This is a genomic window from Kitasatospora sp. NPDC056138 (genome assembly GCF_042264695.1).
Classification (GTDB): domain Bacteria; phylum Actinomycetota; class Actinomycetes; order Streptomycetales; family Streptomycetaceae; genus Kitasatospora.
Window position 1 is genome coordinate 180,727 of the sequence record NZ_JBHJVK010000006.1, and the last position, 16,433, is coordinate 197,159.

General features: G+C 72.4%; 13 protein-coding genes. 5 read left to right on the top strand and 8 right to left on the bottom strand.

All coding sequences use genetic code 11. The features are described from left to right. Nucleotides 1-48 precede the first annotated feature (48 nt). From ACFC1R_RS06910 to ACFC1R_RS06925, 4 genes are all read right to left on the bottom strand, one after another. Nucleotides 49-372, bottom strand: a complete 324-nt coding sequence (locus tag ACFC1R_RS06910; protein WP_375933923.1) for a putative quinol monooxygenase — start codon at nt 370-372, stop codon at nt 49-51. Nucleotides 373-385: 13 nt separating this feature from the next. Continuing rightward, nucleotides 386-904 (bottom strand): SMI1/KNR4 family protein, encoded by a 519-nt coding sequence (locus tag ACFC1R_RS06915; RefSeq protein ID WP_375933926.1) that lies wholly within the window; start codon nt 902-904, stop codon nt 386-388. Between the two features lie 124 nt (nt 905-1,028). Beyond that, nucleotides 1,029-1,808, bottom strand: a complete 780-nt coding sequence (locus ACFC1R_RS06920; RefSeq protein WP_375933929.1) for a class I SAM-dependent methyltransferase — start codon at nt 1,806-1,808, stop codon at nt 1,029-1,031. Between the two features lie 248 nt (nt 1,809-2,056). After that, a complete protein-coding gene (locus ACFC1R_RS06925) occupies nt 2,057-2,839 on the bottom strand; it encodes an SDR family NAD(P)-dependent oxidoreductase (protein ID WP_375933932.1) in 783 nt (260 codons plus the stop codon). 534 nt (nt 2,840-3,373) lie between these two features. Between ACFC1R_RS06925 and ACFC1R_RS06930 the strand changes: the two genes are divergently transcribed. The 3 genes from ACFC1R_RS06930 to ACFC1R_RS06940 all read left to right on the top strand — a co-directional run bounded on the left by ACFC1R_RS06930 (nt 3,374) and on the right by ACFC1R_RS06940 (nt 9,989). Then, nucleotides 3,374-7,417 (top strand): Pls/PosA family non-ribosomal peptide synthetase, encoded by a 4,044-nt coding sequence (locus ACFC1R_RS06930; protein ID WP_375933935.1) that lies wholly within the window; start codon nt 3,374-3,376, stop codon nt 7,415-7,417. A 127-nt stretch (nt 7,418-7,544) separates the two neighbouring features. After that, complete coding sequence (locus ACFC1R_RS06935) at nt 7,545-8,975, top strand: diaminobutyrate--2-oxoglutarate transaminase family protein (RefSeq protein ID WP_375933938.1); 1,431 nt, start codon at nt 7,545-7,547, stop codon at nt 8,973-8,975. A 306-nt stretch (nt 8,976-9,281) separates the two neighbouring features. Then, nucleotides 9,282-9,989, top strand: a complete 708-nt coding sequence (locus ACFC1R_RS06940; protein ID WP_375933941.1) for a M24 family metallopeptidase — start codon at nt 9,282-9,284, stop codon at nt 9,987-9,989. A gap of 7 nt (nt 9,990-9,996) precedes the next feature. Here ACFC1R_RS06940 and ACFC1R_RS06945 read toward each other — a convergent pair whose 3' ends face one another. Then, complete coding sequence (locus ACFC1R_RS06945; protein WP_375933944.1) at nt 9,997-11,310, bottom strand: YhgE/Pip domain-containing protein; 1,314 nt, start codon at nt 11,308-11,310, stop codon at nt 9,997-9,999. Between the two features lie 315 nt (nt 11,311-11,625). On the opposite strand from ACFC1R_RS06945, the gene ACFC1R_RS06950 reads away from it, so the two are divergent. Then, nucleotides 11,626-12,669 carry a fatty acid desaturase family protein gene (locus ACFC1R_RS06950; RefSeq protein WP_375933947.1) on the top strand — a complete coding sequence of 348 codons (1,044 nt, stop codon included), beginning with the start codon at nt 11,626-11,628 and terminating at the stop codon, nt 12,667-12,669. 195 nt (nt 12,670-12,864) lie between these two features. After that, nucleotides 12,865-13,755 (top strand): NAD-dependent protein deacetylase, encoded by an 891-nt coding sequence (locus ACFC1R_RS06955; protein ID WP_375933950.1) that lies wholly within the window; start codon nt 12,865-12,867, stop codon nt 13,753-13,755. 63 nt (nt 13,756-13,818) lie between these two features. Here the strand turns inward: ACFC1R_RS06955 and ACFC1R_RS06960 are convergent, their stop codons facing one another. The 3 genes from ACFC1R_RS06960 to ACFC1R_RS06970 all read right to left on the bottom strand — a co-directional run bounded on the left by ACFC1R_RS06960 (nt 13,819) and on the right by ACFC1R_RS06970 (nt 16,102). Next, nucleotides 13,819-14,658, bottom strand: coding sequence for an alpha/beta fold hydrolase (locus ACFC1R_RS06960; protein WP_375933953.1), 840 nt, complete (start codon nt 14,656-14,658; stop codon nt 13,819-13,821). Next, complete coding sequence (locus tag ACFC1R_RS06965; protein WP_375933956.1) at nt 14,658-15,242, bottom strand: TetR/AcrR family transcriptional regulator; 585 nt, start codon at nt 15,240-15,242, stop codon at nt 14,658-14,660. The genes ACFC1R_RS06960 and ACFC1R_RS06965 overlap by 1 nt, the downstream gene beginning before the upstream one ends. A 386-nt stretch (nt 15,243-15,628) precedes the next feature. After that, nucleotides 15,629-16,102 carry a nuclear transport factor 2 family protein gene (locus tag ACFC1R_RS06970; RefSeq protein WP_375933968.1) on the bottom strand — a complete coding sequence of 158 codons (474 nt, stop codon included), beginning with the start codon at nt 16,100-16,102 and terminating at the stop codon, nt 15,629-15,631. Between the last annotated feature and the right edge of the window lie 331 nt (nt 16,103-16,433).

The following is a 16,433-nucleotide window of genomic DNA, read 5'->3' on the forward strand; positions in this document are numbered from 1 at the left end:
CCGCCACCGCCCCGCTCCGTTCCATTCCGTCGGTCGGTCGGTCGGTCGTCAGTCGATCCCGAGCTCGCCCATCCGGCTCCAGCCGGTGGCGCCCTCGATCGTGGTACTCACGATCTGCGGCGCCCGCTGAACCAGCGGACGCATCGTCTCCATGGCCGCCCGGAAGTGGTCCGAGTTCACGTGCGCCTCGCCCGCGCCGTCCTGGAACGCCTCGACGAGCACATAGGTGTCGGGCTCCTCGGCACTGCGCGACCACTCGAACCACAGGTTGCCGGGCTCGGCGCGGGTGGCCCGGGTGAAGGCGTCGACGTGGGACAGCCATGAGTCGGCGTGTTCGGGCTTGACCTGGAATTTCACCACAATGAAGATCACGGACCGAGTCTAACTACTCCGGCCGTGGATCGTGATCATGCTGGTGCCACGGCTCGGCGGTGGCGGTGGCTCGCTCGGGATCTGCCCTGGTGGCAGCGTCTTTGGTGACACCAGTGGGACAAGCGGGGCCGGTGGGCCGTGTCGCGGACACACCGGACAGCGAGGGCGAGAGCGATTCGATCCAGGACGCGAAGTCCACGGACTCGACGTCGAAGTCCTCCGGGCCCAGATCGCCCAGGTCCGAGGAGAACACGGCGGAACCCGGATCGTCGGCGCGCAGGAGGAACCCGCGGCCACCACTGTCGTCGCCGACGAGGACGAAACCCGGTGCGTACTGCGCGACTTCGTAGGTGGTGTTGCGTTCGCCGATGCACCCGGCCGAGTACACGGTCACACCGGCATCAGTCATCAGGCCGTCCGTCACCCGCCACAGCGCCACCAGCGGAGCCGGGAGGCTCGGCACCAGCTCGGCCCGGGCTCGCGCCACATCAGCCGAGGTGACCGCTGCGGCCCCGGGAACCGACTCCGTCATGTCGACCTCACTCCCCTGCCCTGTCGCACTCGCGGCTCCGCTCCGGGAGCCCGAAGCGGCCTCGGCTGCCACCGCAGGCACGGGAACGGACACTGCCACCGGGCCCGGGAGGCGATGTGGTGCTTCACAACCGCCGGACGCGCAGCACGCCGGTCAGCATCGGAAGGGTGAACTCGCCGTGGGCGGTCTCCGGTCTGCCGGCGAGGAACGCGCGGATCCGGCCCAGCATGGCCTCCTGTTGCCGTTCCGGCATGACCAGCACCCCCGCGCGCGTCGCGATGGTCGCGACGAGGGAGTCGGCGGTGCGGCGCTGCCCGTGCGGGAACTCGACCTGCTCCGGCGAGCCGAACCGGGCGGCCACGCCGGTCTTCGGAAGGTGTGCGCCGGCCGTCTCGGCGCGCCAGCCGGCGGGCGTGTCACGCGGGCCGACGGCCGCACTCCCGCCGACCCGCGCGAGCCCGGCAACCCACTCGACGTGGTCGTCCATGACGTTCCACAGACCGGCCAGGATGCCCCCGGGTGCGAGGACCCTGGCGATCTCGGGTCCCGCGACGGCCATGTCGAACCAGTGCATGGCGTTGCCGGCCAGCACGGCATCGACGGAAGCGTCCGGCAGCGGTATCGCTTCGGCACTGCCCGGCAGGGCGCGGACGGCCGGCAGTGAGCGGCGTAGCTCGGTCAGCATCGCCGGGTCGGGCTCGACCACGATGACGTCGGCACCCAGCGCGACCAGCGTGGCGGTCAGCTTGCCGGTTCCGGCACCCAGGTCGAGCACGCGCGGGCCGGGTGCCGGTTCGAGCGCCCAACGCACCGCGGCCTGCGCGTAGTCCGGACGGTGCTCGGCGTATGCGGCCGCCGCCGCGCCGAACGACGAGGCGTGACGTAGCCGTTCATCCTGATTCACGCGGTTACGCTATCGGTGCTGCCGGCGGTCGGCCATCCCTCCCCACCACCTCGGCGACGGATCCCCGACAGCGCTACCAGCCCCGCGCTCTCGCCGAACTGACTGCCGGACAGGTGATCGGCGGCGCGGAAAGCGCCTCTGTCCAACGAGAATCAGGACTGTCCGCACTCTTGCCCCCGCACCCGTGCCGGCAGCCGGCTGAGCGGCGAAGCGCCCACCGGCACGGGTGCGGCGGCAACCGGACGCCGTCAGTGGTCCTGGGCCGTCGGGCGCACCATGATCTCGCTGACCGTCGCGTGCGCGGGCTGGGTGACCATGAAGACGATGGCGCGGGCGATGTCCTCGGCCTGCAGCCAGCTGTCCGGCGGCAGATCGAGGACGGTGGCGACCGTGCTGCCCGCCGTCATCTCGGTCGCGGTCGCGCCCGGCTCGACCAGACCGACCCGGACGCCCCGCCCGGTGACCTCCTGGCGCAGCCCCTCGCTGAACGCGCCGACCGCGTGCTTGGTCGCCGAGTAGACGCTGATGCCCCGGCGGGACACCCGGCCCGCGACCGAGCTGACGGTCACCAGGTCGGCGACACCGCGCGGTCCGTCCGCCGCCGCGCGCAGCAGGTGCGGCAGGGCCGCGTGCGAGGTGTGCAGGACGGCCTTGAGGTTGAGGTCGACCATCCGGTCCCAGTCCTTCGGATCGCCGTCCTCCACGGTGTCCAGCGCCGCGTAGCCGGCGTTGTTCACCAGCGCGTCCAGGCCTCCGAGCCGGTGCGCGGCGTCCTCGACGGCCTGGCGGGCCTGTCCCGTGTCGAGCAGGTCGGCGGTGAGCTCGACGGAGCTGCCGCCGACCTCGCGGATCGCGGCGGCCAGCTCCGCCAGCCGCTCGGCCCGGCGGGCGACCAGCGCCACCGCGGCGCCCTGCCTGGCCAGCGCCAGGGCGGTGGCCGCCCCGATCCCGCTGGACGCGCCGGTCACCAGCGCCTTGCAGCCCGACAGCGGCAGCTTGCCGCCGCGCTCTTCGGTGGGTGTATCGCTCACGCTCGTGACCGCCTTTCGGAGTCCGTCGTCAGCAGCCTGCACCACGCGCCGCGGAACCGCCCGTCCGCACCTCGGTTCCCCGCCGGACACCGGAAGGCACCGCCGGACACCGGAAGGCACCGCCGGACACCGGAGCGCGGCGGGATTCCGTTACGCCATCGAGGTGTTCCGGCGGCGCCGCCTCCCGGCGAATGCATGTGCGCCGCCCGCCTTTCCGTCGCAATATCCAGTCATACGCACGACACCCATCGAACAGACCGCAGGTCCGAATATGAGAAGCCCGAGAATACGGCGGAGGCACTCTCCCCGACCGGCGTACCGCCGAACGGGTGACGACCAGTCCCGCTTCGCCGAACTCGCTTGACTGCCAACCTCGTTCGGGTCGTTCGAGCCCGATTCCCGGCCGCCTGGACGGTGAAACCGCCCGTGCCCATTGCACGGCGGCGGCCGCTTGGCGGTATGTATTGTCCGAAGGATTTCCAGCGGACCTTCGCAAATTCTTTTGCCTACTGGCCAGGAGGAGCTTTGCCACGGGTGGAATCGACTGCGAGGGCCGCCGCGCCCGCCGCAGCGCCCAGGGACGGCGCGGAGGCCTCACCGCCCTCGCACCTCTGGGCACTGCCGGAGGCCCGGCGGCTGGTCCAGTACTTCGAGCGGACCTGCGACCGGGTCCCGCAGAACACGGCGGTCAGCTGCGGGCCGGACCGCCTGACGTACGCCGAACTCGACCGCCGGGCGAACCGGTTGGCCCGCCTGCTGAGACAGCGGGGCGCGGCGGAGGGCCGGACCGTCGGGATCCTGCTCGAACGATCGCCGGAGATCTACGTCGCGCTGCTCGCGGTGATGAAGTCCGGCGCGGCCTACGTCCCGCTCGACCCGTCGTTCCCGGCCGACCGGGTGGACTTCATCGCCCGCGACGCCGGACTGTGCGATCTGCTCACGACGTCCGCACTGCGCGACCGGACGGCCGGGCTCCCCTGCCCGGTCCTCGAACTCGACCTCCCGCTGCCGGAGTCGGCACGGCTTGCGGACGACCGGCCGACGGTCGACGTCGACCCGTCGTCGCTGTGCTACGTGATCTACACCTCCGGCACCACCGGACGGCCCAAGGGCGTGGCCGTCTCGCACGCCAACATCGTCAACTTCCTGCGGGTCGTCGCCCCGATCTACCGGGTCGGCGAGGAGGACCGGGTCTACCAGGGGCTGTCGATCGCCTTCGACTTCTCGGTCGAGGAGATCTGGCCGGCCTGGGTCTCGGGCGCGACGCTGGTGGCCGGGCCGACCGACGACCGGCGGGTCGGCGAGGGGCTGGCCGCCTTCCTCGCCGAACAGGCGATCACGGTGCTGTGCTGCGTGCCGACCCTGCTGACCACCATCGAGGCCGAACTCCCCGCGCTGCGCAGCCTGCTGGTGAGCGGCGAGGCCTGCCCGCCCGACCTGGTGCGCCGCTGGTCCCGGGAGGGCCGCCGGATCCTCAACGTGTACGGCCCCACCGAGTCGACGGTCACCGCGACCTGGACCGAACTGTCGCCCCGGCGGCCGGTGACCATCGGCACGCCGCTGCCCACCTACCGCGTCTACATCCTCGACGAGCAGTTACACCAAGTCCCCGACGGCGAGAGCGGCGAGATCTGCATCGGCGGTCCCGGCGTGGCGATCGGCTACGTCAACCGACCGGAGCTCACCGCCGAGCGTTTCGTGCGCAACCCGGTGGAGCCCGACCGGGCCGAGAACCCGCGGATCTACCGCACCGGCGACCTGGGCCGCCTCAACCCGGGCGGCGAGATCGAGTTCCTGGGCCGGATCGACACCCAGGTCAAGATCCGCGGCTACCGGATCGAGCTGGCGGAGATCGAGGAGCTGCTGCGCGAAGACCCGGCGGTGGAGAACGCGGTGGTCACCCCGAGGGAACAGGACGGGGTCGTCCAGGACCTGATCGGATACGTCACGCTGACCGACCGTACGAAGGAGGGCGACGACGAGCTGCGCGAACGCCTGCACGGCTCGCTGCGGCGCAGGCTTCCCGACTACATGATCCCCTCCTTCGTCGAGGTGCTGCCGGAGTTCCCGCTGCTGGCGGCGGACAAGGTGGACCGCAAGGCTCTCCCCGCCCCCGTGTCGGCCCCCCTAGCCAGGCGGGCCCGGCCGCACACCGCCCCCGCCACACCGCTGGAGCAGCGGCTGGCGGCGGTGTGGCAGGAGGTGCTCGGCGGCCGGGAGCTCTCCGTCGAGGACGACTTCTTCTGCGACCTGGGCGGCCACTCCATGGCCGCGGCGCGGCTGATGTCCCGGCTGCGCCGCCTGTCGGACTTCGAACGGCTGGCGATGGCGGACCTGTACGCCCACCCGACGGTGCGCTCGCTGGCGACGTTCGTCGGGAGCGCGGCCGTACCCGCCGCCGCACGGGAACGGCCCGCGGGGCCGCCGCCGCGTCGGCACTCCTCCGTCCGGGTGGCCGCCTGCGGCGTGGCCCAGGTCGCCGCGCTGTACGGGTGGCTGCTGGTGTTCGGCCTGCCGGCGCTGGTGGTGCTGTACCGCCTGCTGGTCACCTGGGACGTCCCCGTGGTCGGGCTGGGCGGGCACGGACCGCTCGGTGTGCTCTCGCACCTGCGGTACTCCGAGTTCGTGCCGCTGGAGCTCGTCTGGACGCTCCTGGACCTGCTGCTGATCCCGGCGATCGGCTGCCGGATGCTGCTGGCCGGTGTCCGGCCGGGCTGGTACCCGCTCTGGGGCGTCACGTACCTGCGGTTCTGGCTGTACACCAGGATGCTCGCGATGACGCCGGTCGGGCTGCTGGCCGGCTCTCCCCTGCTGGCGCCCTTCCTGCGGCTGCTCGGCGCCCGGATCGGACGCGGCTGCCACATCTCCTCCCCCTTCGGGCTCCCGTCCTTCGTGCAGCTCGGCGACGAGGCGAGCGTCGGCTACGGCGCGCGCGTGCAGTCGTACGCGGTCGAGGGCGGCTGGCTGAGGCTGGCTCCGGTACGGCTCGGCGACCGGGCCTTCCTGGGGACCAACAGCGTGGTCCTGCCCGGTGCCGTGATCGGGCGCGACGCCTCCGTCGGGGAGCAGTCGCTGATCCCCGCGGACTGCGTGGTGCCGACGGGTGAGCACTGGTCGGGCTCGCCGGCCACCCCGCAGGAGGCCGCCCCGGCCGTGCTCCAGTCCATGGCCGAACGGCCCGACAGCCGTCCGTGGCCGGTGCGGGTCCTGGCCGGCTTCACCGTGGGGGCACTGCTGCTGGTCCTGGTGCCGCTGGCGATCCTCGCCACCGGTTCGGCGGTCGTCGCCCTGGTGGCCTGGTGGTACGGCTTCGGGTGGGCGCTGCTGTCCACCCTGGTGGCCGGGCCGGTGCTGGTCACCACCGCCTGCGTCCTGATCGTGCTGGTCAAGCGGGCGGTGCTGCCGAGGGCGCGGGCGGGCATCCATGCCGAACGGACCGCCTTCGGGGTCCGCAAGTGGATCGCCGACGGCCTGATGACCACCAGCCTGACGATGACCCACTCGCTCTACTCCACGCTCTACCTGGTGCCGTTCCTGCGGCTGCTCGGTGCCCGCACCGGGCGCTGGTCCGAGGTGGCGACGGTCAGCTTCGTCGATCCGGACATGCTCGTCATCGGCGAGCGCAGCTTCGTCGCGGACGTCAGCGTGGTGGCGCCGGCGGTCTTCCACCGGGGCCGGATCGCGCTGGCACCGGCCGAGGTCGGCCGGCGCAGCTTCGTCGGCAACGGCGCGCTGCTGCCCGGCTCCTGCCGGATGGGGGACAACAGCCTGCTCGGCGTGCACTCGGTGGCGCCGGCCAGGCCGATCGGCCCCGAGACGACCTGGCTGGGCTCGCCGGCCCTCTTCCTGCCGCGCCGCGAGGAGAGCCAGCACTTCCCCGCCAAGTACACCTTCGAACCGACCCCGGGACTGATCACCGCGCGGCTGGCCATCGAGTACCTCCGGGTGACCCTGCCCTCGACCATCGGCCTGGCCTGTGCGCTGCTGGCCCTCTACACCGGGATCCGACTGGCCAGGTCGGGCTCGGCGCTGCTGGTCCTGCTGCTCGGTCCGGCCCTGCTGCTGGGGGCCGGGGTGCTCGCCACGCTGGTCGTCGTGCTGCTCAAGTGGCTGGTCATCGGCCGCTACCGGCCGCGGGTCGAGCCGCTCTGGGGCATCTGGGTGCGGCGGACCGAGCTCATCACCGGCCTGTTCGAGGGCCTGGTGGTGCCCGGACTGCTCGGCTCCCTCACCGGCACGCCGCTGATGGCCTGGGTGATGCGGCTGTTCGGGGCGAGGATCGGCCGGCGGGTCTGGCTCAACACGACCTACCTGACCGAGTTCGACCTCGTCGAGGTGGCCGACGACGCGGCCGTCGGGGAGTTCACCTCCCTGCAGACCCACCTCTTCGAGGACCGGGTCATGAAGATGTCCAGGGTCAGGGTCGGCGAGGCCGGCTCGGTCGGCCTGCGGTGCGTCGTGCTGTACGACGCCGAGGTCGGCGCGGGCACCTCGCTGGACGGGCTGTCGCTGGTCATGAAGGGCGAACGCCTTCCCCCGCACACGCGGTGGCGCGGCATCCCCGCCCGCCCGTGCTGAAACCGTCCCGCCGACCCCGTCCCCGCCCCCGCCGACCCGTCCCTCTGCCGACCCCGTCCCTGCCGACCCCGTGACCGCGCTCTCCGCACGGCCCGGCCCCGCGTCCCACCCCCTCTGGAGGCAACAGATGACCTCGCTCGACCTGACCCCGCTCGACACCCTCGGCAGGTGGACCGGCCCCCGGGTCGAGGGCGACCTGCCCGGCCCCTGCTCCGCCGAGTACCTGACCCGCCAGCAGCAGCGCGAGTCCAACGCCCGCAGCTACCCCAGGCGGCTGCCGATCGCCATCGCGGAGGCGTCCGGCAGCCTGGTCCGGGACGTGGACGGCAACGTCTTCATCGACTTCCTCGCCGGGGCGGGCGTGCTCTCACTCGGGCACAACCACCCCGAGCTGGTGGCGGCCGTGACCGCCCAACTCGGTGTGCTCACCCACGGCCTCGACTTCCCGACCCCGGCGAAGGACGCCTTCGTCGAGGCCCAGCTGTCCATGCTGGCACCGCACCTGCGGGACCGGATGAAGATCCACTTCTGCGGCCCGACCGGAGCCAACGCCGTCGATGCCGCGATCAAGCTCTGCAAGACCGCGACCGGCCGCGGCGAGATCGTCTCCTTCCAGGGCGGTTTCCACGGCAGCAGCCACGCGGCCATGGCGCTGACCGGACTGGTCTCGCAGAAACGTCCCGTCGCCAACGGAGTGCCCGGGGTCCACTTCTTCCCGTACTCCTACTGCGCCAGGTGCCCGCTCGGGCTGACACCCGACAGCTGCACCACCAACTGCGTCGAGTACCTCGAACGGGCGCTGACCGACGGCAACGGCGGGGTGCCGCTCCCCGCCGCGGTGATCATGGAGATGGTCCAGGGCGAGGGCGGCATCATCCCCGGCCGCAGGGAGTTCGTCCAGCGGATCCGCGCGCTGACCCGGGACCTCGGCATCCCCCTGGTGGTCGACGAGGTGCAGACCGGCTGCGGCCGCACCGGGACCTGGTTCGCGTTCGAGGACTACGGCATCGACCCCGATGTCATCGTGGCCTCCAAGGCGCTGAGCGGCATCGGCGCGCCGGTCGCGATCATCATGTACGACGAGAAACTGGACACCTGGGCGCCGGGTGCGCACACCGGCACCTTCCGGGGCAACCAACTCGCCTTCGCCGCAGGGGTGGAGGCCATCCGGATCATCCGCCGGGACGACGTCCTCGGCAACGTCGCCCGGCGCGGCGAGCAGATCGCGGAGCGGCTCTCGACCCTGCGGGACGAGCCGTGGGTGGCCGAGGTGCGCGGACGCGGTCTGATGTGGGGCATCGAGTTCGCCGACCCCCTGGACGGCCGCCCCGCGGGCCCGCTCGCCGCCAGGGTCCAGGCCGGAGCGCTCCGACGCGGCCTCATCGTCGAGGTCGGCGGCCGCGACGACTGCGTGGTCCGGCTCATGCCGCCGCTCAACGTCACCGCCGAGACCGTCGAGACGGCCTGCACGATCCTGCTCGACGCCGTCACGGAAGCCGTCCGGGCCGCCGTGGAGGCGCAGTTGGAGGCCCAGCTGGAGGACCCGCTGGAGGCGTGAGCCCACAGGGCCGACCGGCCGCAGCACGACGACCCCGCCGAGCGCGGGCCGAACGGGCCGAACGGGCCGAACGAGCCGCCTGACGACACCGGCGCCCGACACCCGCCCTCCGGGTGCCGGGCGCCGTCCCGTCCGGCACACGGCGCCCTGCCCCTGCCCCTGCATTCCGGACATACAAGGCCAATGGCAGCTTTCAAGCCGTAGATGCCAATCGAATTGGCAATTATTCATCGCATATGCAAGATATGGAGGTGATCGAGGGGGCGGGGTGGCAGCACCGCATCAGAACGAACGAGGGGATCCGACATGACCGTTGACCCGACCGGGCCGCACGAGGACCGGCGCGCCGAGGGGCTGGTGGCGGCGCAGGAGAAGGCGGTCGCCCTGTTCGCCGAGGTCGAGGCACGAGGGCTGGTCGCACCCGGCGCCGGGGAGCGGGAGGTGAGCGACAGGATCCGGGACCTCGCCAACGAGATGTTCGGCACCACCAAGCACTGGCACAAGCGGATCATCCGCTCCGGACCCAACACCCTCGCCCCGTACAAGGACAACCCGCCGGACCGGATCATCGGCGCCGACGACGTCGCCTTCGCCGACTTCGGCCCGATCTTCGAGGAGTACGAGGCGGACTTCGGCCGCACCTACGTCTTCGGCGACGACCCTGACAAGCACCGGCTGCTGCACGACCTGCCGAGGATCTTCGACGCCGGGCGCGCCGCGTTCGCCGCCGACCCGGACATCACCGGAAGGCGGCTGTACACCGAGGTCGAACGCCTGGCCGCCGAGGCGGGCTGGACCATCGGCATCTGGCACACCGGCCACCTCGTCGGCGAGTTCCCGCACGAGACCAACGACGGCGCCAAGGCCGAGTCCTACATCGCCCCCGAGAACGACACCCCGCTGCGCCGGACCGACCGCACGGGCCGGCGCTGCCACTGGATCCTGGAGCTCCACCTCGTCGACCGGGAACGCGGCTTCGGGGGCTTCTACGAGCAGCTGCTGGACCTGGCCTGACGACTGGTCACCCACCGTCCTCCGCAGGCGTCCTGGCGTGCTCGGGCAGGATGCGGTGCAGACCCTTGCGGTCGTAGTACCCGGTCATGGCGAAGCCGAAGAGCAGGGCGGCCACCAGGCCGACGGCCATCATGACCCAGGCCCGGGTGAGCCCGGCGTCGGCCCTGGCGTCGAAGTACAGGATCGCCCGGACGCCGTCGGTCAGCTGGCGCATGGGCTCGAAATAGGACAGTACGCGGTAGAAGGCGGGCAGCGCCTGCAACGGGATGGTGGCACCGGACGACGGCAGCGACAGGGCGATGAACACGAACATGCCGACCAGCTGCCCGATCCCGCCGAACGCGGCGTTCAGGGCCTGGACGCCGATCCCGACCGTGGCCGAGGCGCAGACCGAGAAGACCCAGAGCAGCAGGAGGTGGGAGGCGTCCATGTCCAGGATCGCGACGGTGGCGAGCATGATCAGACTGGACGTCAGCACGGAGATCCCGACCGACATCGCGGACGTGACCATGAACGTGTGGGTGCGGGAGATGTGCACCGTGGGCAGCTGCCTGCGAAGCGGCCCGATCTCGCTGGCCGCGTAACCGAGGGCGACGTCGACGCTGTTGTTGATCACGTTGCCGCCGAGGAAACCGAGCAGGACCAGCAGCAGCGTGTAGTAGAAGGCGGTCAGCCCCAGACCGCTGTACGTGCCGATCGGATGGCCGACGGCCACCGTGACCGTGACCGGGTCGGCGAGCAGCAGCCGCTCGGCGCCGGTCGCGCGGCCGCCCTGGGCCTGCAGGCGGTCGGTGAGCGAGCGGCCCAGCCGGGCCGAGGCCGCGTGCGCCGCCTGCTGGGCGATCGAGGTGGCCAGCGACGAGGCCAGGCTGCCGGCCCCGGGGTTGGTCAGCACCGTCATGGTCGGCCGGGCCGGCGCCTGCTGCCCGGACGTCCCCAGCGCGGCCACGGCGGCGGAGAAGTCCCGCGGCACCGCCAGCACCCCGTACAGCCTGCCCGAGGCCAGCCCGTCCATGGCGCCGGCCTCGTCCAGCACCCGCCAGGAGACCTGGTGCTGCGGGTCCGGCGCACCGGCGATCCCGCCGGTCAGCTGGGCACCCAGGTTCACCTGCCGGCCCGCCAGGACGGCGCCCTGGTCGGAGTTGACCAGTCCGATCGGCATCCGGCGCAGGTTGCCGCGCGGATCGAGGATGCCGCCCATGTAGACCAGCGAGAGCAGCACGGCCAGCACCCCGGTGATGACCGCGGGCAGCATCCAGATCCTCCAGACCCGCAGCACCCGCCCGGCGGTCGTCCCCGTCACGTCTCGGTTCGAAGGCATCGGTCTCCTCGGGGAAGTGCCAGGTCCGAAAGCTATCCGCGTTCCCCCGACGAGTTCCGGCGCCTCGCCGGGGGGACCTCCGCCCGAGCGAGGGGCCCTGCCCGTGTCGCCGGTCCGTGACGCCGGTCCGTGACGCCGACCGCCCGACCGCCCCGTTGGAAGCCGGGGGCTGGGGGCTGGCACCAGCGCCGACCGGGGGGTAGCCCCCCTGCCGGTGAGGGGTGGTGGCGTCATGGTCGCCACAGGTCGCGACTCCGTAGGTTTCATGAGGTCAGCGCAGGTCACTGCGGGGGACGACGACCGGCCGGAGACGCCATGCCATCTGTCAGCACGACCCTCAACCCCACCGCCGGACCCCGCACGGGCAGCGAGTTCGCACCGCTCCTGAAGGCGGTCAGGGACCAGGGACTGCTCGACCGCCGCATCGGCTGGTACGCGGCCGGCACGGCCGTCGACCTCACCGCCCTCACCGGCACGATCACCGCCATGGTGCTCGCCGGGGACAGCTGGTGGACCCTGCTGTTCGCCCTGCCGCTGGCCGTCCTGTGGGCCCGCACCGCCTTCGTCGGACACGACGCGGGCCATGCGCAGATCACCCGCGGCAAGCGGGCCGGGCGAGCCGTCGGGCTCCTCCACAGCAACCTGCTCCTCGGTATGAGCTACGCCTGGTGGAACGACAAGCACAACCGCCACCACGCCAATCCCAACCACGTCGACAAGGACCCGGACGTCGGCGTCGGCGCCCTCGTCTGGACCCAGCGGCAAGCCGAACAGCGCACGGGCTTCGCCCGCTGGCTCACCCGCAACCAGGCCCGGCTGTTCCTCCCGATGCTGCTGCTGGAGGGCATCGCACTGAAGGTGTACGGATGCCAGGACCTCAGGCGCCAGCCGCCGCGCGAACGCATCGTCGAGGCCCTGCTCCTGGCGGCCCACCTGGCCGGCTACACCACCCTGCTGCTGACCGTGTTCTCGCCGGGCCGGGCCCTCGTCTTCGCCCTGCTGCACCACGCCCTGTTCGGCCTCCACCTCGGCCTCACCTTCGCCCCGAACCACAAGGGGATGGAGATGCCCGACCCGGACGGCGAAGGCTGGGGCCACCTGCGCCGGCAGGTGCTCACCTCACGCAACGTGCGCGGCGGGTTCCTCACCGACTGGATGCTCGGCGGCCTCAACTACCAGATAGAGCACCACCTGTTCCCCAACATGCCACGGCCCCACCTGCGGCTCGCCCAGCCGCTGGTCCGCGCCCACTGCGCGGCCGTCGGGATCCCGTACACCGAGACGTCGCTGCTCGACTCGTACCGGCAGGCGCTGCGCTACATGCACGAGGTCGGTGCGCCGCTTCGGGCGGCGGAGTAGGGCCCGTCCTCGGACTCCCGTCGTCCGCGCGAAGGGCGGGTCCGGGCGCCGGCCCGCGACCGGCGCGTCGCGGGTGGGCGCCCGGTGGGGCGGTCACGAAGTCCTGCCGGCTACCGGCGGGTTACCCGTTCGCTGGTGGCCGGGCCAGGACTCCGGGGCCGTTTCGATCGGCGGGCAGCGATCTACCCTGGCTACATGCATCTGCCTCCGTTGCCGGGCGGGCCGGCCACCGGTGGGCCCGGGCCGTCGGCCGCCGGTCTGGAAGCGGTCGAACACCTGCTGGCCGGACGCGGTGTCGCGGTCCTGAGCGGCGCGGGGCTCTCGACCGAGTCGGGTATCCCCGACTACCGGGGCGCCACCGGCAGCCTGCGCCGCCACCGGCCGATGACGTACCAGGAGTTCGTGGCGAGCGAGGAGGGCCGTCGCCGGTACTGGGCGCGCAGCCACGTCGGCTGGCAGGCGATCGCCCGGGCCGAGCCCAACGCCGGACACCGGGCGGTCGAGGAGCTGCGGCGGTCCGGCCGGGTCTCGGCCGTGATCACCCAGAACGTGGACGGGCTGCACCGTGCGGCCGGCACCGTCGACGCGGTGGAGCTGCACGGCGGTCTCGACCGGGTGATCTGTCTCGGGTGTCGGCGCACCAGCGGGCGTGCGGAACTCGACCGGCGTCTGCACACGCTGAACGGCGCATTCCGGGGCACCGGCTCGAAGGTCAACCCGGACGGGGACGTCGAGTTGCCCGCCGCGCTGGTGGAGACCTTCCGGATCGCACCGTGCGGGGAGTGCGGCGGGGTCCTCAAGCCCGACGTGGTCTTCTTCGGCGAAACCGTCCCCAGGCCGCGGGTCCAGCAGTGCTACGACCTGGTCGACGCCGCGCGTGCGCTGCTGGTCCTCGGATCGTCCCTGACGGTGATGTCGGGCCTGCGCTTCGTGCTGCACGCCGCGCGGACCGGCAAGCCCGTTGTGATCGTCAACCAGGGCCCGACACGCGGGGACGCCTACGCGACGGCCAAGGTCTCCCTGCCGCTCGGCGCCGCGCTGACGGCGCTGGCCGAGCGGCTCGGGGGCGTCCCGCCGGCTCCGTGACGGCCGCCCCGGGCCAGGGGCTAGGCGCCGCGGCGGCCGGGCCCGGGACCCGGCCGCGAGGAGTCAGCCGAGCACCGCCAGCAGCAGCTCGGCGAACTCCTTCGGATGCTCGGTGCATCCGACGTGCCCGCCCGGGAACTCCACGACCTCGGTGCCGAGCAGCTCCGCCAGCCGCACGGCCGGCCCGGACAGCGGCTCCTGCCCGCGCGAGTCCCGCCCCACCGCCGGGACCAGCCGGTCCGCCACGCGCCGCAGTGCGGCGACGTCCGGCACGGTCGCCGTGAACGGGCACAGCATGTGCTCCAGGAAGACGGGCAGGTTGGCGTGCATCCGAGGTGCCATCTCCCTGAGCTCGGGCGGCAGTTCGGTCGCCCGCTCGGCCGGCCGCTCCCCCAGCCCCGCGCTGAAGCGACCCATGGCGGCACCGACCCCCTCCGCGCGGAAGACCTCCCGCACCTCGGCGAAGAGCGCCCGGTGCGGCGCGGGATCGTCGAGCACCTCCAGCAGCGGCGGCTCGTGTGCGACGACCCGGCGCAGCCGCTCGGGGTGTCGGGCCAGCAGGTCGAGCGCGACTATGGCGCCCGAACTGCTGCCGAGGACGTACGCGAGCTCGTGCGGCGAGACCAGTTCGAGCAGCCGGTACGCGTCGTCGCTCCAGACCTCCACCCGCTGGTCGGTGAGCGGGCCGTCCAGAGGACTGCGGGACAGGCCGCGCGGGTCGTAGGACACCACCGTGTACCGGACGGCGAGGTCCGCGGCCATGCCCTCGTACAGTCCGGCGTCGCCGGCGCCGCCGGGGATCAGCAGCAGGACCGGGCCGGAGCCCCGCTTCTCGTAGTGCAGGGTGGCGCCGGGCACCTTGAGCGTGCCGGTGCCGGGCTTGACCGTGTCGGGCTTGTTCATCACTTGATCCCATCGTGTCGGGACGGCCAGTTCTCCAGGAGCACGTGAAGCGCGTCGAGCGACCGCGCCCAGGACTCCCGTACGTCGCGGGGGTGTCCGAAGCCGCCGCCGAGTTCCAGGTGGATGTAGCCGTGGAAGGTGCTGCGCAGCAGGCGGCCGGCGTCGGTCAGGTCCGGCTCGGTGAGGCCGTACGCGCGCAGCATGCCGTAGGTCAGCTCGACGCTGCGGCGGAAGCCGACCGAGTCGGCGACGTCCTCCGGGTCGAGCTGCAGCTGGGTCGCCGCGTAGCGGCCGGGGTGTTCGAGGGCGTAGTCGCGGTAGGCGTCGGCGAAACCGACGAGTGCGTCCTTGCCCGCCCGGCCGGCCACGGCGGCCGCGATGCGGTCGGTCAGCTCCTCGGCAGCCAGCAGGGCGACCCGGACCCGCAGGTCCCGCAGGTTCTTCACGTGCGAGTACAGACTCGCGTCCTTGACGCCGAAGTGCCGCGCGAGCGCGGACAGCGTGACCTTGTCGAGCCCGACCTCGTCGGCCATCTCAGCGGCCGCCTCGGTCAGCCGGGCAGCGGTGAGCCCCACGCGCACCATGCGGTACCTCCATGCAGCGTTCTCGGTGCGGAAAGGACAACAGAAGCTAGTTACCCTAGGCCCAAACCTAGAGCATCTAGCTTGTGCTTGCCAAGCCCCGTCGGGTGACGACGGCACCGCTGCCCACAGCGGGCGCAGGACCCGGATCAGGGCCGCGAGTCGGGCGACGGGCGCCTCGACGGCGGGGTGGGTGCACCCGGCGCTCCGCGCCCGGTCCTCAGCGCTTCGGTGCCCGGGGCGCGGCGCCGACCGAACCCGGGGCTACGGTCGGTGGCGAGATCCGGCGGCTGTCGGGGCAGGCCGCAGAGACCCACTGTCACAAGTGGCCTCCCCGGACCGGCCCGACGTCCGCTGTGGGTGGGGGTTCGAAACGGGCCCGGGGCGGACTACCGCTGTGCGGCAGCCTGGCGCAGATGGCGGCTCACATCGCCGACCAGGTTGATGCGGACCCGTCGCTCCACGAAGCGCCACTGCCCGCCACTGCGCTCGAAGCGGTCGTGATACCGACCACCGGCGATGGGTTGCAGCGGCAGGTCGGGCAGGGCCTGCAACACGGTGACGTACGAACGCGAGACCGCCGTGCCCGCCTGTTCGTCGACCTCGACGGCAACGTTGGTGGTGACGTGCTGGGTTCGCGGCGTGCCGTCGGCGTAGACGATCAGGGTGTCCTGGAACATCTTCTCGATCGCGTCGCGCCCGCTCACCGGCTCGCCACTGCCGGTGAAGGTGGCGTCGGCGAGAAGGATGCCGAGTCCCGCGAAATCGCCGTCGTCCACGAGCTCGGCGTACCGTGCGATCAGGTTCTCGATGGCCCGGTGGCTCGACGTCGGATCGGCGGGCACACGGGTGGCTGTGGACATGGTCTCCCCCAAGCAGGACAGGCGATCTTCGGCGTGCCGGCCGCGGCGCCGACAAGGCTGCGAACCGGCCGGTTGTGACACGTAGCCTGCCATGTCGGCGACGCCTGGATCGTGCCTCGGGCGACGTGAACCGCCGGCTCCCCCCACACCTCGCCCTGCACCTCGACACCTCAACTCGGTTTTGGAAGAGGCCCGGTGACTTCCGGGGCGGGGGGGGGGGGCGGGCCCCCCCCCCCCCCCGCGCCCCCCCCCCCCCCCCCCCCCCCCCCCCCCGCCCCCCCCCCCCCCCCCCCCCCACCCCCACCCCCCCCCCCCCCCCCACCCAACACCA